General features: G+C 39.7%; 17 protein-coding genes. 16 read left to right on the top strand and 1 reads right to left on the bottom strand.

Features of this window, described 5'->3' with window-relative positions; translation table 11 throughout:
* Positions 1 to 50 precede the first annotated feature (50 nt).
* From pstC to FE005_RS17150, 10 genes are all read left to right on the top strand, one after another.
* Positions 51 to 971: a phosphate ABC transporter permease subunit PstC gene (gene pstC, locus FE005_RS14415; RefSeq protein WP_003126217.1), complete on the top strand. Its 921-nt coding sequence runs from the start codon at positions 51 to 53 to the stop codon at positions 969 to 971.
* Positions 971 to 1,855, top strand: coding sequence for a phosphate ABC transporter permease PstA (pstA, locus tag FE005_RS14410; protein WP_003126218.1), 885 nt, complete (start codon positions 971 to 973; stop codon positions 1,853 to 1,855). The genes pstC and pstA overlap by 1 nt, the downstream gene beginning before the upstream one ends.
* Positions 1,856 to 1,868: 13 nt before the next feature.
* A complete protein-coding gene (gene pstB, locus FE005_RS14405) occupies positions 1,869 to 2,675 on the top strand; it encodes a phosphate ABC transporter ATP-binding protein PstB (RefSeq protein ID WP_003126219.1) in 807 nt (268 codons plus the stop codon).
* A 31-nt stretch (positions 2,676 to 2,706) separates the two neighbouring features.
* Complete coding sequence (pstB, locus tag FE005_RS14400) at positions 2,707 to 3,465, top strand: phosphate ABC transporter ATP-binding protein PstB (RefSeq protein ID WP_003126221.1); 759 nt, start codon at positions 2,707 to 2,709, stop codon at positions 3,463 to 3,465.
* A 12-nt stretch (positions 3,466 to 3,477) separates the two neighbouring features.
* On the top strand, positions 3,478 to 4,155 hold the full coding sequence (gene phoU / locus FE005_RS14395) for a phosphate signaling complex protein PhoU (protein ID WP_003126222.1): 678 nt from the start codon (positions 3,478 to 3,480) through the stop codon (positions 4,153 to 4,155).
* Between the two features lie 408 nt (positions 4,156 to 4,563).
* A complete protein-coding gene (liaX, locus tag FE005_RS14390; protein WP_005471173.1) occupies positions 4,564 to 6,132 on the top strand; it encodes a daptomycin-sensing surface protein LiaX in 1,569 nt (522 codons plus the stop codon).
* A gap of 51 nt (positions 6,133 to 6,183) precedes the next feature.
* Complete coding sequence (locus tag FE005_RS14385; RefSeq protein WP_003126224.1) at positions 6,184 to 6,489, top strand: PspC domain-containing protein; 306 nt, start codon at positions 6,184 to 6,186, stop codon at positions 6,487 to 6,489.
* Positions 6,489 to 6,848, top strand: coding sequence for a phage holin family protein (locus tag FE005_RS14380; protein ID WP_003126225.1), 360 nt, complete (start codon positions 6,489 to 6,491; stop codon positions 6,846 to 6,848). The genes FE005_RS14385 and FE005_RS14380 overlap by 1 nt, the downstream gene beginning before the upstream one ends.
* Positions 6,849 to 7,450: 602 nt before the next feature.
* On the top strand, positions 7,451 to 8,176 hold the full coding sequence (locus tag FE005_RS14375) for a LytTR family transcriptional regulator DNA-binding domain-containing protein (RefSeq protein WP_081131622.1): 726 nt from the start codon (positions 7,451 to 7,453) through the stop codon (positions 8,174 to 8,176).
* Between the two features lie 28 nt (positions 8,177 to 8,204).
* Positions 8,205 to 13,208: a bacterial Ig-like domain-containing protein gene (locus FE005_RS17150; RefSeq protein ID WP_138372055.1), complete on the top strand. Its 5,004-nt coding sequence runs from the start codon at positions 8,205 to 8,207 to the stop codon at positions 13,206 to 13,208.
* Positions 13,209 to 13,435: 227 nt separating this feature from the next.
* Here the strand turns inward: FE005_RS17150 and FE005_RS14365 are convergent, their stop codons facing one another.
* Positions 13,436 to 15,136 (bottom strand): M3 family oligoendopeptidase, encoded by a 1,701-nt coding sequence (locus FE005_RS14365; protein ID WP_103299684.1) that lies wholly within the window; start codon positions 15,134 to 15,136, stop codon positions 13,436 to 13,438.
* 161 nt (positions 15,137 to 15,297) lie between these two features.
* Between FE005_RS14365 and hprK the strand changes: the two genes are divergently transcribed.
* From hprK to FE005_RS14335, 6 genes are all read left to right on the top strand, one after another.
* Entirely contained in the window at positions 15,298 to 16,233 is a 936-nt protein-coding gene (hprK, locus tag FE005_RS14360) for an HPr(Ser) kinase/phosphatase (protein ID WP_003126230.1), read from the top strand.
* Positions 16,234 to 16,248: 15 nt separating this feature from the next.
* Positions 16,249 to 17,079 (top strand): prolipoprotein diacylglyceryl transferase, encoded by an 831-nt coding sequence (gene lgt, locus FE005_RS14355; RefSeq protein ID WP_003126231.1) that lies wholly within the window; start codon positions 16,249 to 16,251, stop codon positions 17,077 to 17,079.
* A 74-nt stretch (positions 17,080 to 17,153) separates the two neighbouring features.
* Positions 17,154 to 18,176 carry an NAD(P)H-dependent glycerol-3-phosphate dehydrogenase gene (locus FE005_RS14350; protein WP_003126232.1) on the top strand — a complete coding sequence of 341 codons (1,023 nt, stop codon included), beginning with the start codon at positions 17,154 to 17,156 and terminating at the stop codon, positions 18,174 to 18,176.
* 18 nt (positions 18,177 to 18,194) lie between these two features.
* Positions 18,195 to 19,115, top strand: coding sequence for a UTP--glucose-1-phosphate uridylyltransferase GalU (gene galU, locus FE005_RS14345; protein ID WP_138372054.1), 921 nt, complete (start codon positions 18,195 to 18,197; stop codon positions 19,113 to 19,115).
* 174 nt (positions 19,116 to 19,289) lie between these two features.
* Positions 19,290 to 19,715, top strand: a complete 426-nt coding sequence (locus FE005_RS14340; RefSeq protein WP_113849578.1) for a DUF948 domain-containing protein — start codon at positions 19,290 to 19,292, stop codon at positions 19,713 to 19,715.
* Positions 19,716 to 19,729: 14 nt separating this feature from the next.
* Positions 19,730 to 20,410, top strand: coding sequence for a YtxH domain-containing protein (locus tag FE005_RS14335; protein ID WP_138372053.1), 681 nt, complete (start codon positions 19,730 to 19,732; stop codon positions 20,408 to 20,410).
* The last annotated feature ends 113 nt before the right edge of the window (positions 20,411 to 20,523 follow it).

The raw sequence follows: 20,523 nt of genomic DNA, 5'->3' as shown, positions 1-20,523 counted from the left end.
GATAAACTAATATTTGTGAATTTAGTTTGATTTTTGAGGAGGAATCCCTCGTGGAAAATGTAAAAGAAGTGTTAACGAAAAAATCTAAGCGAGCAAAAATGGAGCAGCGGGGAAAGCTCATTAGTTTTCTTTGTATCGCATTGATCGTTTTGGTTGTGATTTCAATTTTTTATTTTGTAGCAAGTCGTGGGCTTGCCACGTTTTTCGTTGATAAAGTAAATGTGTTTGATTTCTTGTTTGGTACACAATGGAACCCTAGTGCTGTTGGTCCAGATGGACAGCCGCTTGTCGGCGCATTGCCGATGATCGTCGGCTCATTTGTGGTAACTTTCTTATCAGCGATTATCGCAACACCATTTGCGATTGGTGCAGCTGTCTTTATGGTAGAAGTTTCCCCTCGCAACGGTGAAAAGATTTTGCAGCCAGTTATCGAGTTACTAGTGGGGATCCCATCCGTTGTTTACGGATTTATCGGACTATCCGTGATTGTTCCAGCGGTCCGTTCTGTTTTTGGCGGTACTGGTTTTGGGATTCTGGCAGGGACATTTGTTCTGTTTATCATGATCTTGCCAACTGTGACGACAATGACTGTCGATGCGTTGCGAGCAGTCCCAAGACACTATCGCGAAGCCTCACTTGCTCTTGGAGCAACAAGATGGCAGACGATTTACAAAGTTGTTTTGCGTGCAGCAGTTCCAGGGATTTTAACAGCAGTCGTCTTTGGAATGGCTCGGGCATTTGGTGAAGCATTGGCCATCCAAATGGTGATCGGGAATGCGGCATTGATGCCGTCTAGCTTGGTGACACCTGCTTCAACATTGACATCGATTCTAACGATGGGAATCGGAAATACGATCATGGGGACTGTTGAAAATAACGTGCTATGGTCATTAGCGCTGATCTTATTATTAATGTCTTTATTGTTCAATATTGTGATTCGATTGATTGGTAAGAAAGGAGCGTTGAAATAATGAATGCAAAACGCTCAGATAAAATTGCGACTGGTGTGCTTTATGCTGTAGCAGGAATCATTGTTTTGATTTTGGCTTCTTTATTGCTTTATATCTTAGTACGAGGGATTCCTCATATTAGTTGGGAATTTTTGACCTCACCTTCCAAAGCTTATCAAGAAGGTGGTGGGATTGGGATTCAGCTATTCAACTCATTGTATCTTTTATTGGTTACAATGATCATTAGTTTCCCGATTTCATTAGGTGCCGGAATCTATTTATCCGAATATGCGAAAAAGAATTGGTTTACAGATGTAGTGAGAACATCGATTGAGATTCTTAGTTCGTTGCCTTCAGTTGTAGTCGGTCTTTTTGGTTTTTTAGTCTTCGTTATCCAATTCGGTTACGGATTCTCGATTATTTCAGGAGCCCTAGCACTAACGTTTTTCAACTTACCATTACTAACAAGAAATGTAGAAGAATCATTGCAAGCCATCCACTATACACAGCGTGAAGCTGGGTTGTCGCTTGGATTGTCACGCTGGGAAACAGTCATGCGAATCATCGTTCCTGAAGCAACACCAGGGATATTGACTGGTGTGATCCTAAGTTCGGGACGTATTTTCGGGGAAGCCGCAGCATTGATTTACACCGCAGGTCAGAGTGCACCAGCGTTAGACTTTTCAAATTGGAACCCGCTGAGTGTTTCCAGCCCGATCAGCATTTTCCGACAAGCGGAAACATTGGCTGTCCATATTTGGAAAATCAATACAGAAGGAACGATGCCTGATGGAATCCAAGTTTCAGCTGGCGCTTCAGCTGTCCTGATCATCGCTGTTCTATTGTTTAACTTTGGCGCTCGTGCAATCGGTAAACGATTGTATAAGAAAATGACGTCAGCATAAGGAGAATCACTGTATGAATGATTATAATTGGGAAGAACGCAATATCATTACCTTTGATCGACCAGAAGACGTCGCTCTTTATACAAATGATCTGCACGTATGGTATGGAACGAATGAAGCGATCAAAGGAATCGATCTGCAATTTGAAAAAAACAAAATTACCGCATTGATTGGACCTTCTGGTTGTGGGAAATCGACCTATCTTCGTTCATTGAATCGCATGAACGATGGTATTGCGAATACGAAAGTAACGGGTCAAATTATGTACAAGGGTGTCGATGTCAATACGAAAGAAGTCGATGTCTATGAAATGCGCAAACGGATTGGTATGGTTTTTCAACGTCCAAATCCTTTCAGTAAATCAATTTATGACAATATCGCATTTGCTTTGCGTCGTCATGGTGAAAAGAACAAGAAGAAATTAGACGAGATCGTTGAAACAAGTTTGAAACAAGCCGCTCTGTGGGATCAAGTCAAAGACAGCCTGGATAAAAGTGCTTTAGCATTGTCCGGGGGGCAACAACAACGTCTGTGTATTGCTCGTGCCATCGCTATGAAGCCGGATATTTTACTTTTGGATGAACCAGCGAGTGCGCTAGATCCAATCTCTACCGGAACGGTTGAAGAAACATTGGTCAACTTAAAGCAAGATTATTCGATTATTATCGTGACGCACAACATGCAGCAAGCTGCACGGATCAGTGACTATACCGCGTTCTTTTACTTGGGAAATGCAATTGAATATGATCACACACGAAAAATATTCACGCGTCCTAAAATCCAAGCAACAGAAGATTATGTATCAGGTCACTTTGGCTAATCTGATCCGATCAGTAAACGGAGGCTAAGAAATGGCAGAAGAAATTATCACATCAAAAGATCTGCATTTATATTATGGAAAAAAAGAAGCACTAAAAGGAATCGATCTTTCCATCAATAAAGGAGAAATTACTGCAATGATCGGTCCTTCCGGCTGCGGCAAGTCGACTTATCTTCGTTCGTTGAATCGGATGAATGATTTGATTCCTGGTGTCACGATCACAGGGAGTGTCGTATATAAAGGAAAAGACATCTACAGTCCGCAACAAGATACAGTAGATTTACGGAAAGAAATCGGTATGGTTTTCCAACAACCGAATCCATTTCCCTTTTCGATTTACGAAAACGTTATTTATGGGTTAAAATTAAAGGGTGTCAAAGACAAAGAGATTCTCGATAAAACCGTGGAAGAAAGCTTGAAAGCTGCCTCAGTATGGGATGATGTCAAAGATAAGCTTCATCAAAGTGCGCTTTCTTTGTCTGGCGGCCAGCAACAGCGGGTTTGTATTGCCCGAGTATTGGCTGTCGATCCGGAAATCATTTTATTAGATGAACCAACCAGTGCGTTGGATCCTATTTCATCAGGTAAAATCGAAAATACCCTTTTGACACTAAAAGAACGATACACAATGATCATTGTGACTCATAACATGTCTCAAGCTTCAAGAATCTCTGACAAAACAGCCTTCTTCTTAGATGGCAACTTGATCGAATTCAATGATACCAAGAAAGTATTCTTGAGTCCGAGGGAGAAAGAAACAGAAGACTATATTTCAGGAAGATTTGGTTAGGAGGAAAAAGCAATGTTGCGTACACAATTTGAAGAAGAATTACTGAATCTTCACAATCAATTTTATGAAATGGGGATGCTTGTAAGTAGTGCGATCCATAAATCTGTTCGCGCTTATGTGAAGCATGATAAAGAGATCGCTCAAGAAGTAATAGAAAACGATGAAGCAATCAACAATATGGAAGTTCGACTTGAGAAGAAAAGTTTCGAAATGATTGCCTTGCAACAACCTGTAACGACTGATTTGCGAATGATCATCACTGTGATGAAAGCTAGTTCCGATTTGGAACGAATGGGAGATCACGCGGTATCTATCGCAAAGTCAACGATTCGTGTTAAAGGCGAGACCCGAATTGCAGAGATTGAGAAAGAAATTTCCGATATGTCTGACTATGTCAAAAAAATGGTGGACAATGTTTTGGTCGCTTATGTAAAAACGGACCAAGAAGACGCCCGGATGATTGCACAAATGGATGAGCGGGTAAATGATTACTATCGAGATATCTATTATAAAACGATTGATAGCATGAAAGCCAATCCTGAGACAGTTGTCAGTGGTACGGATTATCTTTCTGTGGCCCAATATCTCGAGCGGATTGGTGATTATGTCACAAATATTTGCGAATGGATCGTTTATTTGGCTACTGGTAAGATCAGTGAGTTAAATAGTAATCGTTCTGAGCTGATGTAGTGAGTATATCTTTGTTCAAAATATAGATTTAGCTCATCAGCTTTCACATGAATGTATATTATTATTGTACGGACTGTACTGTAAGAAGAGAGATAAAAAATAGCGTATCATTGATCTGGGATCATGGATAAACTATTGGAAAACGTGTGAGGTTATTCTTGCGCTATTCTGTTCTTCTGTAGTACAGTTTTTTTGTAGTTTTTTTAGATAAAGCTGATAAGCACAAGTTTTCCTTTCACAAAGAATCATCTTCTCTGATTTCAAGCAGAACAATTACTCTTTTATTGAAAGAACTTCGGATTGATAAAAACTTGGTACTTAAGACCTATGACAGTTTGCGGAAAAACAGGCATAATAGGTTCGTAAGCTAAACTTGCAAACAAAAATTTGCTGAAGGAGGCAATTTCCATGAACGAAAGAGAACGTGTATTGGATTTAGTGAAAAAAGGTGTGCTTTCTACAGAAGAAGCATTGGATTTGCTGGAAGGAATGGCAAAAGCCAAAGACGAGAATCAAATCAACAAAGCTGCAGCTGAAGTATCCGCTGATAAGACAAATAATGACTTTTTTGAAGAAGTTGAAGAAGCCCACGAGAAAGAAGAAGCTTCTTTTGATGGTGAAGAAAAACTTCGTCAAAATGAAGCACAAGATAAAGAAAATCTTGAAAAAATCTTGGACGGATTGGCAACTGAGGCAAACCAAGCTTCTGCTGAATTAGATGAGATCAATGTAGAAATTCAAGGTGTAAAAGAGGAACTGAAAGAAGCACAAGAAGTCCTCATGCAATTGAACACAAAAGAGGAATTGGATCAATTATCTGAAGAAGAACTTGCAACACGGCAAGAGACGGAAGCGACAATCGCTTCTCTAGAAGATTCATTAGATAGTTTGAGCGAAGAAAAAGCGACATTGGATGCGAAGTTGAAAAATATTCGCAAAGACCAATGGTCACAAACAAAAGAAAAAATCAGCCAAAAACTTGATATTCCAGATGACTGGAAAGAACAAGCCTCTGATACATTTACTCAAGTCAGTGAAAAAATGGTTGATGCAGGTACTCAATTTGGCCAATTCTTGAAAAAAACAGTTCGTGCTGTTTCAGAATCAGTGAATGACAACATGGAATGGAAAGATATCAATCTGAAAGTTCCAGGAGTAGCAGCAACGAAATTTGAACATACCTTTGAATATGCTGAAACAGAAGCAACATTGATCGATGTGAAATTAGCAAACGGAAATGTTGAATTCCGCTTGTGGGATCAACCGGGTGTGAAAGTGGATGCTAAAATCAAACTCTATGGTAAAATGGATGCTGCAACACCTTTCGATGCTTTTGATGCACGAAGCCAAATTGATGTTGACGATGAACGCATTTCATTCCAAATTCCAAACAAGCGTATCCGCGCTGATCTGGTTTTCTATCTGCCGACACGTACCTATGATCATGTTGCAGTGAAATTGTTGAACGGGAATGTAACATTTGACGAATTGGTGGCAAGAGATGTTTATACGAAATCAACCAACGGTACGATCGATTTCCGCAAAGTAGATGCTACGATGTTGGAGATTGAAGGTGTCAATGGAAATATCTTGGTTCAAGATGGAGATATCCTTGATGCTATCATTGAAACTGTCAATGGGGATGTTACTCTTACCGCGACACCACAAAATACTGGAATTTCTCTAGTGAACGGGAATATCCGAATCACTTACAAAGAAGACCGACTACAAAAATTAAATGCTAGCTCAGTCAACGGAAATGTCAAAGTAGCATTACCACAATCAGTTGGATTTGAAGGCTTGGCAAAAACCAGCTTAGGAAGTATCAATCAACGGCTGAGCAATTTTGAAATCGTGCGTGAGAAAAAAGAACGTATGAACCAATTATTGCAATTCCGCCGCGTAGCTGATAAAGTAGCACAAGTCGATCTTTCAACAACGACTGGGAATGTCTTTATCAAAGACACAGAACAATAATCTGATTCCATCAGATCTATAGATAGATTGTCAGAAGGAAGGTGAAGGTAAATGAACAAACGATTAACGAAATCAACCAATAATGTAGTGATTACAGGTACTCTGGGAGGTTTAGCAGAATACTTAGGAATCGATCCAACGATCATCCGTGTGATCTATGTCTTTCTATCATTAGTGACAGCTGGTTTCCCTGGGATCACCCTTTATGTCATCATGGCGATCTTGATCCCTTCTGGACGCAAAAGCTCTGGTGGATATGGACACGACAATCAGTACTACAAAGCGAACAACAAAGAAACAAATCGTCCGCGCAAAGAAGCAGATAAAGTCGAGGATGAGGACTGGAGTGACTTCTAATGTCCTACTTTCAACGACTGATAATGAATACACTCACCTTTGTTGCTCTGGCAGTATTGCTGCCAAACATGGTCCATGTACGTAGCATCATGATGGCATTAGTAGCCAGCTTTGTTCTCTCTATTTTAAATGCGTTGATCAAACCAATCTTGAGTATCATCTCATTTCCATTAACGCTGTTGACATTTGGGCTTTTCAGTTTTGTCATCAACGCTTTAATGCTAAATTTGACTTCAACTTTTGTAGGAGCTGCTAACTTTGGCTTTTCCTCATTTGGTGCAGCGATTCTGGTTGCTTTGATTATGTCAGTGATCAATATGATTGTGACTGAACACCATATTGAAAAATATACAAAATAAAACATCCACACGTTTCTGATACATAGCTAGCTATGTTGAAAGAACGTGTGGATGTTTTTGTTTTTTAATATTAAAGAACAATGTGAACAAACAAACTGTAATAATAAGAAAAGCAAAACATCTTTTTTTGTAATATTTATAAAAGAAAGACAAATCCGCCAATTATTTCTTCGAAATAACCATTTTTTGTCATGTTCATCTAGCTGTGTCATGTTAAATTGAGTAGAAAAATCTGTGAAAATACTCGTGTCTATTAGTTCCATTTGTTATTGTTTCGCAGTGATAAATATTGATAGAAGTAGTATTTTATGAAGGGGATCGATGGGAATACGAGCAGTATCATCGCACCACTTTTTTGACTAATAGCTATTCACTAAAACGAATAGTCTAAGCAGTTAAGCCGCCCACGCTAGAGTACCATTCTAAAATCTACGGAAACAATTCTTGCTGAATATCCACTATGACTAACTAAGTGAATAGTTACATTGTTCTTAAATACAGCTGAATTTTTGCACAAAGGTTCTTTTAATGCGCTTGAAAGTGCAAGCGGGCATTTTTGATTAATAATACAATTAAAAATGATGTAAAAAAGGAGAACTTAGATGTCTGCAAATTTAAGCAACTTTGCTGTTTATGTAGTAGATGATAATTTTTTTAATGGAGAGTGGCTAAAAAAAGCGATCCAAGAATGCCAACTTCCGTGTGCTTCAGTAGAAATTTTCCTGCCGGACCAATTTGAGCGTTTTATTAATGAACACCTTACCGATATCAATGATTTATTCTTATTTTCCACTGATATGAAAGGATATGATCGAGGTTTTCAATTAGCAGGAAGATTGAGAAGCCAATGTAAAAAATGTCAAATAGCTTTTTATGGAATAGATGCTTCAAAGATACAGATGAAAAAAATGAACCTCCTGTGCCCATTAGGGATCATTGATACAAAAGAAGCGTTTAAACACCAACTAAGAAACTTGTTAATTGAAGCAATAGAAGTAAAGCAATCATTATTAGGCAAAAAGCACTTATTAAAGCTTGAAAACAAACGAGAATTGATCGTTATGGATGCAGAATCAATCAACTATATCACAACGGTCAAAGAAGAGCGCAACCAAATCGTTCTTCACCAAAAGAAGTCGATCGAATACATTGAGATGTCCTTGAAAGTCATCAAGCAATTGGACCTACCCGCTTATTATAAAGTGTTTAAATCCTACATTATCAATACAGGACAAATCAGGAAAATTGATCGAACAAACAACATTCTTTCTTTTTTTAGCGGTGAAGAATTAGAAGTGGGTAAGAAAATAAGAAAAGCGATTGATTAAAAATACATATATAAATTGGAGGAGAATAATGAAGAAAATCACTAAAAAAATAGAACAAAGTATGGTTGTTATTGCGTTGAGTCTTACTCAGATCACAACGCCAATACTGGTGATTGCTGAAACATCTGAGGCTGATCAGCCAGCTGAAACAACTAGTAAAATAGACAAAGAAAAAGATCCTATCTTGGCTTCATCTGAAAAAGAAGCTTCCTCATTCACTTCAAGTGCTAGTAGTCAAGAAGAAGTTGATACTTCTTCCAGTGAAGAGAACGAAGTGGATCAAAGTGAGGAAACATCAGGTATAAAAGATTCTAGTGTTGCAGAAACTGAAACCAACAAATCTTCTACTGATCCCAAAATAGCTAAGAAAGAAGAAAATGCTTCTGGTTCCAATCGACAAATAAAGGCGCAAGAACTTTTAAAGAAAGGAACACTGCTTACGATGGCTGATGAAGAGTACAGCCAAACACAGGAAACAAGAGTGCTAAATAATACACCAGTTAAACTAAAATTGGATTTTGAAATCATTGACGAAGATTACTTAGCTGGAACAACTGTTGTTTTTAGTTTGCCGGACACCCTTGGATTTACCGATAATCAAGGGACGATTCAAGGCATCGATGCGACTTGGCAAGTAGACAGTGCCAATCGTCAAGTAACGATCACTTTTAATCAAGCTATCCACGATGCAACATTTTCCCTTGAATTAAAGAGTTATCTTTATTCAGAAAGTACCCCGCAAATCAAAGTGACAATTGATGATCTAAATAAAACCAGTTATGCGATCGATCTTTATGAAGATGTCGAATCATTGAAGTACGAGCAACAAAAAAACATTTTTGGTCTAGATGGTACAGTGTATTATAATTTAGACCGCAAGCTCTCGGGAACGGAAACACTCTCTTTGCAACTTATTGACATCCCAGGAGCAGTTTTCAAAAAAATAGAATCGCAACCACTAAAGGTTTATAGCTATGATGTAGATATCAAAGGAAATATCAAGCCAGAAACGCAAACGGAGCTAGTCGCTGGCACAGATTATACAATTACAGCTAATGACTTACAAAATACAGCAGTTGAGATCAAACAAATGGATCAGCAAAAGGCTTATGGTGTTGTCTATCAATTCACGATGAGCATATCTGAAATTAGTGACCATCAGTATTCTTATTACAAAAACTATCCAACCACCGGTTTTGGATCAGTAAATCTTGAACCATCGGCTGGGGAGTACCGTGGAATTTCTTTTGTGGCAAAAACAAGTCAAACTGAAAAAGAGATTTCATCAAGGTATTATTCAGCTGTTGCCGGTGGAAATTTATATTCCAATGAAAAGGGATCCTACTATTTAACATTACATGGCATGCCAACTGAAATGAAAAAAGGACAGCAGATAACGATATCCGCTGAAAATGGACAGGAACTTACAGTGAAGCAACTAATGGTCAATGATGCTTTTTATCAAAATGTACCTTTAGATGAATACTTTAAAGTCGAAAATTCTAACGGCATGTTGACCTTGACGGCAACCAAAGACAGTAACCTAGCATTTTCCATGATTCATCTTACGGTTCCTTTTGATCAAAAAGACATCGTCATGAATGTCACGACTCCTTTGATTCCCAATGAAAAATTCAAAGTGATTGGGGATGATTATGTACAACCAATCTCAGTTTTATATCCTAATTCAGCTGAGACAGCTTGGGGGAACTACAACCAAAATGGTGCCTATGCAAATGATACTTCAGTCAACGTTGAAGGAAGCACAACACAACCTGTCGAAAATCTTAAAATCTTCGTCGAACATCCAGATTATTTGACACTTAGAAAAGTTCCAGAAGTGAACTATTATTACAAGATCGATCAAGATTACCGTATCGAGAAGGTTGAGGGAGGGTCCTTAGTTACTTTTATTACGCCAATCAATCGTTCAATTCAATTTGACATTGGATTTAATTATGTGCCAGACAGTCTCGCTTCTACAACGCGGATCCCAGTAGATAAAATTCCGATTAGTATCTCAGCGGATGGCTTGGATACTGTCAATACAACAGTTACCACTGGAAGAAAAAACTATTCAGAACAAACGTTGCAAGGAAGCAAAAATCAATTTTTAGTTAATGCCCGGCAAGATACCATCAAAGATCTGAAGGTACAAACACATGTACCAATGAATACAGATGTCGTATTTTCCATTATCGATGTCTCCAATGATCAAGTGGACGGGGTTTATCCTCAATACTGGGATCGGGGGCAATACAATACGCAAGTCATGAAAGAAACAGATCCGAATTACCCTACCATCACGCATGATGAAGCGACGAATTATTATACGTTCGATTTTGGGACAACTGATCACAGATACATCATTGCCTATCATTATGCAAATGGTTGGCAGGAAATGAAATCAATTCTGATACCGGGATTTTCTAAAGAACCACTGTATGGTAATCAACAAGGGTCATCGACGGTCACTGTCTCTAATACCGCAACAGACATTATCGATATTAGTCAAAGGACAGTTACTAGCGCAAAAAACGTAACCCAAGTCACTGTGAAAACGAAAAACATTGATGATGGAACAAAGAAAGTTGTAAATCCAACGTTCAGCTTAAAATCTATTGGTAACACCAATGGAGAAATCGATCCAAACTCCATCAGAATCTCAAATGTTCCTGATGATAGTTATAAAGTAGAGAAAGTTAATGGTGAGATTCAGCTGGTTTTTGCAAACTATGTGCTTAAGGAGAACGTGGAGATCAGCTATACCGTCCTTTCTCAAAACGCTGGTCAAATTTCTGCATCAGCCACCATCTCATCCGAGACGATTGATACATTGTCCGAAGCAAAGCGCACCGCGACATCCACTATCGCAAATCTGCAATTTTCAGCAGGTGATTCGGAAGGGATTATCTATAAAACGTCTGCTTTACTTGATGTCTTTGATACAGAAAGGCCGACAAAAAAGATTGCTGGAGTTTCATTAATGTTAATCAATCAGTTGACTGGAACTGTGATCAACACCACCACTGATCAAGTAGGCGAGTCACAGTTGACAGATATTTATACAGGTAAATACAAGGTATACGTTTCAAAAGTCCCTGAAGGATATGTTGTTCCAGAAGATATTCAATCTGGTATGGATGTAAAAGTCAATCGAACGGGTAACCAGATATCTATTGGAATCACACCAGAAAAAGATTTATCCAGTATTTCAGTAAAAGACAGCACCTTGTATGTAGGAGACACATGGCAAGCCGAGGACAACTTTGTCTCTGCGACGGACAAACAAGGCAATAACGTAACATTTTCAGAAGTAACTGTTAGCGGCGATGTTGATACTTCAAAAGCAGGTAGTTATCAAGTGACCTACAAAAATGGAAACGCCGAGTCAGTGGCAACGATCACCGTCGTGTCTGATCAAGCAACCGTGGTAGCCAAAGATAGTACGCTCTATGTGGGAGATTCTTGGCAGGCGGAAGACAACTTTGTATCCGCCACAGATAAAGACGGAAAAGCAGTATCACTCGCTGATGTAACCGTCACAGGTACGGTAGACACTACGACACCCGGAAAATATGAAGTCAGCTACCGCAATGGAAAAGTCGAAGCAGTAGCTACGATCACAGTTTTAGCAGATCAAACAAGCGTCAAGGCAAAAGACAGCACATTATACGTAGGAGACACATGGCAAGCCGAGGACAACTTTGTTTCTGCGACGGACAAACAAGGCAATAACGTAACATTTTCAGAAGTAACCATTAGCGGCGATGTTGATACTTCAAAAGCAGGTAGTTATCAAGTGACCTATACCAATGGAACAGCTAAGGCAGTGGCAACGATCACCGTCGTGTCTGATCAAGCAACCGTGATAGCCAAAGATAGTACGCTCTATGTGGGAGATTCGTGGCAGGCGGAAGACAACTTTGTATCCGCCACAGATAAAGATGGAAAAGCAGTATCACTCGCTAATGTAACCGTCACAGGTACGGTAGACACTACGACACCCGGAAAATATGAAGTCAGCTACCGCAATGGAAAAGTCGAAGCAGTAGCTACGATCACAGTTTTAGCAGATCAAACAAGCGTCAAAGCAAAAGACAGCACATTGTATGTAGGAGACACATGGCAAGCTGAGGACAACTTTGTTTCTGCGACGGACAAACAAGGCAATAACGTAACATTTTCAGAAGTAACTGTTAGCGGCGATATTGATACTTCAAAAGCAGGTAGTTATCAAGTGACCTACAAAAATGGAAACGCCGAGTCAGTCGCAACGATTACCGTCGTGTCTGATCAAGCAACCGTGGTAGCCAAAGATAGTACGCTCTACGTAGGAGACACATGGCAGGCAGAAGATAACTTTGTCTCTGCGACGGATAAAGAGGGAAAAACGTTGTCAGTAGCTGAATTGGATATAACAGGGGATGTCGATACTACGACACCTGGCAAATATGAAATCAGCTACCGCAATGGTAAAGTTGAAGCAATAGCTACGATCACAGTTTTAGCAGATCAAATAAGCGTAGTTGTTAAGGACTCAGTAGTGTATGTAGGCGATCAATGGGAGGCTAAGAACAATTTTGTTTCAGCAACTGATCGTGAGGGCAATACCCTATCAATTGAACGACTTCTTATTGAAGGATCTGTTGATACCAGCAAGGTCGGTACTTATCAGGTGAACTATTCTGTTGTTTCAGGTGAGAAAGTAGCAAATCCAGCGCTGTTTGAGCGCATATTTGGGACAACCAAACAATTGGCTGTTACGGCAACGGCTACGATTCAAGTGATCGAAAAACAACCAGCAACGGACGATGGAAAAAAATCTAACAACAACGATCAAACTAAACCAGTTGATCCAAATTCAAATGATGGAAGTAAACTGATCAAAGCAACTGCTAAAGATCGTCAACAGCGAGTTTTGCCAAAAACTGGTTCGAGTGACAATCAAGTTTATCCATTAGTGGGGATTGCATTCATTGGGCTTGTTGTTACCTTCTTCTTTAGAAGAAAGAAAAAAGCGAACGAATAAGCTTATAAAATTGGCTCAATAGCCAAGCAAGAAAGCAGCGAGTATTCGTTGCTTTTTTGTTGGTCCTTAGTAAGTTAGTCCTAGCAGCTGGCAAAAAAAGAGCTGACTATTCTTTTAACGTACCTGGTTGACTAGTTCGTGACTGCATGTCGTTTATTTAAAGGACTGCAATGAAAAATGGAACGAACAAATCAATGATGATTCGTTCGTTCCGTGGATTGTGTGGTCTATTTTAGTTGTTCTTCGGAAACATTCTCTAGGTAATCATCAACAGCCTTCAGAGTATCATCTAACGCACCTTTTTCAAAGGGCGAACGTAAGTGAGCTGTTTCGAGAATTTCAAGAAATGTTTGTGTACCGCCGACTTGACAAATGGCCAAATAATCTTGCCAAGCAGTAGGATCTTGGGCTACGATCGAACGATACCAAAATTGAAAGGCACAAACTTGAGCTAACGTATAGTCGATATAATAAAAGGGTGACTCAAAAATATGTCCTTGTCTAAACCAGTAAAGCCCGCGATCCAAATCAGGAAATTCACTGTAGTCACGTTCTGGACAATAGCGGCGTTCCAGGTCTCTCCAACAAGTTTTTCGTTGCTCTGGAGTCCAATCAGGATTTTCGTAGACTTCTTGTTGGAAGTGATCAACTAACACGCCGTAAGGTAGAAATTGTAGACTGCTAGCCAGATGGGCGAACTTGTACTTTGCAGTTTCCTCTTCAAAAAAAGCATCCATCCAAGGCCAAGCGATAAATTCCATTGACATGGAATGAATCTCACAAGACTCGAAATTTGGAAAAAGAATTTCTGGCTCTTTGATCCAACGAGACTGAAACGCTTGAAATGCATGACCAGCTTCATGAGTCAAGACATCTACATCAGCAGCAGTCCCGTTGAAATTCGCAAAAATAAAAGGAGATTGATATTCCTGGATAAAGGTACAGTAACCCCCAGATTGCTTGCCTTTTTTGCTTAAAAGATCCAAGAGCTCATGATCAACCATGAAGTCAAAGAATTCACCTGTTTCTTGAGACAGTTCATGATACATGGTACGGGCTTTCTCCACTAATTCGTTTGCGGTGCCTTTCGGTGTTGCATTTCCGTTCGGATAGACCAATGGCAAATCCGCAAAAGTGGCTTTTGATAGCTGATTACGTTTTGCTTGGCGGGCATACAGCTTTTGAGTGATTGGGACAACTTTTTCTAAAATTTCCTTTCGATAGGTTTCGATCATTTTGCGATCATAATCCCAGCGGTTCATTTGGACATCTGCAAAAGCAACATAATTTTCGAAGCCTAATTTATGGGCGATTTCTGTACGTACTTTGATCAATTCATCATAAATTGTGTCGAATGTCGTTTCATTTTCAGCAAAAAATGCTGTTTGAATGTTTATTGCTTCCAAACGAATTTCACGATTTTTGTGTTCAGTAAAAGGGCGTAGTTGTGCAAGGGTATAGCTGTCTCCTTGGAACTCCAGCTGGGCGGAAGCAATCAATTTGCCATAATCAGAAGTCAGTTGATTCTCTTTTTGGAATAATTCGATCAGTGATTCATCAAATAACTTCACGCGACTTTCAGCAAATAAAAAGAACGTTTCTGGATAGATAGTTTTTAATTCTTCCACTAGCGGTGAAGCGAGTAGACAACGGTAGAAACGAAAATCCAGTGATTCAAAATGAGGCTGGTACTCATTCCAAAATGTATCTTCTGCTTCATAATACGGATCCGTCGTATCAATTGAGTGTCGAATTGAAGCCAAGTTGACTGCCGTGTCGATCGTTCCCCGCAAATAATTCAATTCATCGATGGCTGCTTTCGCAGATTCAAGGTTGGCTGCTTCCTCAAGGTTGTGTAACGCTTCCAAATAATTGTGTTTGTAAGAATCAAAATCTGGTCGTACGTAAGTATAGTCTGAAAATTTCAATTAAATCCCTCCTCTTTAAAAATAATAGCATAAAATAAAAAGAAATAGGTAGTTCCAATAACACGTGTAGTAAGTTTTAAGATAGAATGATAAAATAGAGAGGAACAGTTTGCAAAAAAGAAGCAGCTGAAGAATCAATGGAGATGAAGAGAGGGACTATTATGACAGAAACCGTCAAGGTCAATGAGTTGGCTGAGGCTTTGAACTTAGAGATCGTCCAAGGGGATGAAACAAGTTTGGAACGGACAATCATCACCGGGGATATTTCGCGACCGGGGTTGGAATTGACCGGCTATTTCAATTATTATTCCCATGATCGATTACAACTATTTGGAAGTAAAGAAATTACTTTTGCTGAACGAATGATGCCGGAAGAGCGGTTGATGGTCTTGCGTAAAATGTGTTCAGAAGATACACCTGGATTCATTGTTTCCAGAGGATTGGCTATCCCAGAGGAAATGATCCAAGCTTGTGCAGAGCACAATATCGCAATTTTGCGTTCGCCTATTTCAACTTCACGATTGCTAGGTGAACTTTCGAGCTATTTAGATGGACGATTAGCAGCTCGAACAAGCGTACATGGAGTTTTGGTAGATGTTTATGGATTAGGTGTCTTGATTCAAGGAGATAGTGGCATCGGGAAAAGCGAGACGGCATTAGAGTTGATCAAGCGTGGACACCGGCTGATTGCTGATGATCGAGTAGATGTTTATAAGCAAGATGAACTGACACTGGTGGGAGAACCGCCCAAAATCCTCCAACATCTAATTGAAATTCGCGGAATCGGAATTATCGACGTCATGAACTTATTTGGTGCCAGTGCGGTCAGAGGCTATATGCAAGTGCAGTTGGCAGTTTACCTTGAAGCGTGGGCTAAAGATAAAAAATATGATCGCTTAGGTACGGATGATACAACTGTTCAGATTGGTGAAGTAGATATCCCGCAAATCAAGATTCCAGTAAAAACCGGACGAAATGTCGCCATCATTATTGAAGTTGCAGCCATGAATTTCCGGGCAAAAACAATGGGTTATGATGCGACACAAACGTTTGAGAATCGATTGACACAGTTGATCGAAGAAAATTCTGGAAATTAGAGAGGAACAGTTTATATGTTAGCTTTAGTAAATCGTGTTGCTTTTGAGTTGTTCGGTCTGCCGATCTATTGGTATGCGATCATTATTGTCTCCGGTGTCATCATTGCGATGTGGTTGAGTACGAGAGAAGCAGTCCGTGTGGGATTGAAGGCCGATGATGTAACGGACTTTATGTTGATTGGCTTGCCAGTTTCAATTATCGGGGGCAGACTGTATTACGTCCTATTTGATTTAGAACCTTATTTGAAAGATCCAATTCAAATTTTCAATACTCGTTCTGGGGGATTGGCAATCTATGGGGCTTTGATCGCTGGAGGAATATGGCTGTATTTCTTTTGCCGACGCAATTTTATTTCACCAGTGACCTTTTTGGATATTGCAGCACCTAGCGTGTTGTTGGCACAAGGAATTGGACGTTGGGGGAATTTCATGAATCATGAAGCTCACGGCGCAGAAGTCAGCCGTTCCTTTCTAGAAAGTCTCCATCTACCTAATTTTATTATTGATAATATGAATATCGATGGAGCTTATCGACAACCAACATTCTTATACGAATCTGTCTGGAATGTTTTAGGTTTTATTGTTTTGATCTTACTCCGTAAGAAAAAGGGACTTTTAAAAGAAGGCGAAGTCTTCCTAGGGTATCTGATCTGGTACGGTTTTGGACGCTTCTTCATTGAAGGAATGAGAACGGATAGTTTGTACTTGTTTGGACCGATCCGAGTATCGCAAGTCTTATCAGCTGTGTTATTCTTTGGTGCAATCATCGTCTTGATCTGGCGCCGTAAAAAAACAAAAGTAAAAGATTACAACCGTTCCTATGGAGAAAATGAATATGTAATCTAGCAGTTATTTTTCAGCAACTATGGTAAAATGATTGAGTGAAGTTTTATTGTAAATGAACAGAGGAGGTTTCCATCGTGAAACAAAAAATAGCCGTATTAGGCCCTGGCTCTTGGGGGACTGCGCTTGCGCAAGTGTTATCCGAGAATGGTCATGAAGTGAAAATTTGGGGCAACAATCCAGCTCAAATCGATGAAATCAATACGTACCATACGAATCGTCATTATCTGCCGGATTTGAAGCTACCAGAAAATATTTTGGGTGTTAAGGCTCTTGAAGAAGCGATCATTGATGCAGATGCCATTCTTTTCGTTGTACCGACGAAAGCAATTCGGGCGGTCGCTAAAGAGTTTGCCGAAAAGGCAACCAATCGTCCCGTGATCATCCATGCATCGAAAGGATTAGAGCAAGGAAGTCACAAGAGAATATCTGAAATTTTGGCAGAAGAGATTCCTACAGAGAAACGACAAGATATTGTTGTGTTATCTGGACCTTCTCATGCAGAAGAGGTGGCTGTCCATGATATTACTACCATTACTGCAGCGAGTGAAAATGAAGAATCAGCAAAATATGTGCAGGAATTGTTCATGAATGACTATTTCCGTATTTATACGAACAATGATGTAATCGGGGTTGAGACTGGTGCAGCATTAAAAAATATCATCGCAATCGGTGCGGGAGCAATTGCTGGTTTAGGCTTTGGAGACGACGCAAAAGCGGCGATCATGACCCGCGGGTTAGCTGAAATCAGCCGACTAGGAGTAGCTATGGGAGCCAATCCATTGACCTTTATCGGTTTGAGTGGTGTTGGTGATTTAATTGTGACTTGTACGAGTGTTCATTCACGAAATTGGCGTGCGGGAAACTTACTTGGTAAAGGACACAGTTTGGATGAAGTATTAGAAAACATGGGAATGATCGTTGAAGGTGTATCGACGACAAAAGCAGCGCGAGAACTGGCAGCAGCTTTAGGTGTTGAAATGCCGATCACCGAAACCATTTATTCTGTTCTTTATGAAGGAAAAGCAATCGAACAAGCAGCCAAAGAAATCATGCTGAGAGATGGCAAAGAAGAGAACGAGTTTACGCTTGAAAAGTAACGATAAGGAGAGAGACAAATGAATGTAAAAAAAGCAGTTATTCCAGCAGCAGGATTAGGGACCCGTTTTTTACCGGCAACAAAAGCAATGGCTAAGGAAATGTTGCCGATCGTTGATAAACCAACGATCCAATTTATTGTTGAAGAAGCTTTACAATCAGGGATCGAAGATATTTTGATCGTTACCGGAAAAGCAAAACGCCCAATTGAAGACCATTTCGATGCAAACTTAGAACTAGAAATGAATCTGCAAGAAAAAGGCAAAACTGAATTATTGAAATTGGTCGAAGAAACCACAGATGTTAATCTTCACTTCATTCGTCAATCACATCCTAAAGGGTTAGGGCATGCTGTCCTACAAGCAAGAGCCTTTGTAGGAAATGAGCCCTTCGTGGTAATGCTTGGCGACGACTTGATGGAAGATGAAGTCCCATTAACGAAGCAATTGATCGATGATTACGAAACAACGCATGCTTCAACGATTGCTGTGATGGATGTTCCGCATGAAGACACATCAAAATATGGGATTATTGATCCTGGCATGCAAGTTGATAAAGGATTATACAACGTGAAGAACTTTGTGGAGAAACCTGCTCCAGACAAAGCGCCTAGTGATTTGGCAATTATTGGCCGCTATTTGTTGACCCCAGAAATTTTTGATATCTTAGCTAATCAAAAACCAGGTGCCGGCAATGAGATTCAGTTGACTGATGCTATTGATACGTTGAATAAAACACAACGCGTATTTGCTCGCCAATTTACTGGTAAACGGTATGATGTTGGTGATAAATTTGGTTTCTTGAAGACAAGCATTGAATATGGCTTGAAACACCCAGAAGTCAAAGACAATCTAAAAGAATACTTGATTGAATTGAGTAAAGAATTAACACCAACTGAAAAAACAGCAATCCAGCCAAAACCAACAAAAGAGAACAAGTAAGAAGAACGCTTGCCGAACAACTGACGATCAATCAAAGTTGTTCGGCATTTTTTTTGTTTTGTATGAAAGCGGATAGATTTTAGTAAAAAAAAACAAAATTCGCTAGTCTTTTATTTGTAGAACGCCGTTTGAAATGCTATTCTTAATATAAGTAAAAGGGGAAGGAGACATTTTATGACAGGAGGAGAGATTGCAGCATTGATCGCTGCGATTGCATTCGTCGTACTTGTCGTTTTTGTTGTACGATTATTGATGCAAGTAAGCAAAACGATGACCAAAGTGGACAAAACAGTGGAAGAAGCCAATACCACGATTCGAGTCATCACCCAAGACGTAGATATCCTTTCAAAAGAAGTGGAGGGATTGTTGGTTAAGACCAATGAATTGCTGCAGGATGTAAATGGCAAAGTTGCGACCATTGATCCGCTCTTTACTGCAGTAGCAGATTTAAGTACCAGCGTCTCTGAATTGAATAGTTCAGGAAAGAACTTGGTCTCGCGAGTTGGCAGTTTAGGTCGAACAACGGCTAAAGCAACTGTTGCTGGTAAAGTAGGTCAAACAGCAATGAAGTTTTTCAAAGACCGTAACAAAAAACAATAAGAGGAGGAATTTCAATGAGTAAAAAAGGTGGATTTCTATTAGGTGCAGTAATTGGTGGGACAGCAGCAGCGGTAGCAGCCCTGTTATTAGCACCCGAGTCAGGTAAAAACTTGCGAAACAAACTAGCCAAACAAGCCGATGATTTATTGGATAAAGCTTCTGATTATGGTGATATGGCTAAAGATAAAAGTACCGATTTAGTGGAGATCGCTAAAGATAAAGCAGCTAAACTTGGCGAACAAGCTTCAGGTTTTACTGATTCATTGACTGCAAAAGTAGATGACTTAAAAGATAAAGCAGCTAGTTCTTCTAGCGATACAGTTGAAGAATTAAAAAAACAGGCAGGAGATTTATCTGAGCGCTTCAAAAAATCTGCTGACGAAGTCAAAAATTCTGCTAGTGATCTTCATGAAGACGTCCAAGAAACAGCAGAAGACATTTTTATTGATGCAAAATCTTCCGCTGCAGACATGAAGGAAACGGTAAAAGAAGGGGCAGAAGAGGCCAAACCAATCGTAGATGATGCTGCAAAAGAAACAAAATCAGCAGCAAACGAATTGAAACATGAAGCAAATAACAAAGCGGCTGATGTAAAAGCAACAACAAAATCAGAAGCCAAAGATGCGAAAGAAGATTTTGAAGAAGTCAAAGAAGAATTAAAAGATAAAATGGAAAAAAATAATCCAGAAGCATAATCTTTCTCTTTTGAAAGTTAAAGGAGCTGCTTTTAATCGGTAGCAAAAAAACATCCAAACGAAGATAAAATGCCGAGCCGTGACAACACGGTTCCTGCGATCAAACAGATCAC

It is taken from the genome of Enterococcus sp. M190262, from assembly GCF_005843965.1.
In the GTDB taxonomy this organism is placed as follows: domain Bacteria; phylum Bacillota; class Bacilli; order Lactobacillales; family Enterococcaceae; genus Enterococcus_D; species Enterococcus_D gallinarum.
The sequence above is the reverse complement of the archived record's forward strand: the minus strand, read 5'-3'. Positions and strand labels throughout refer to the sequence as shown.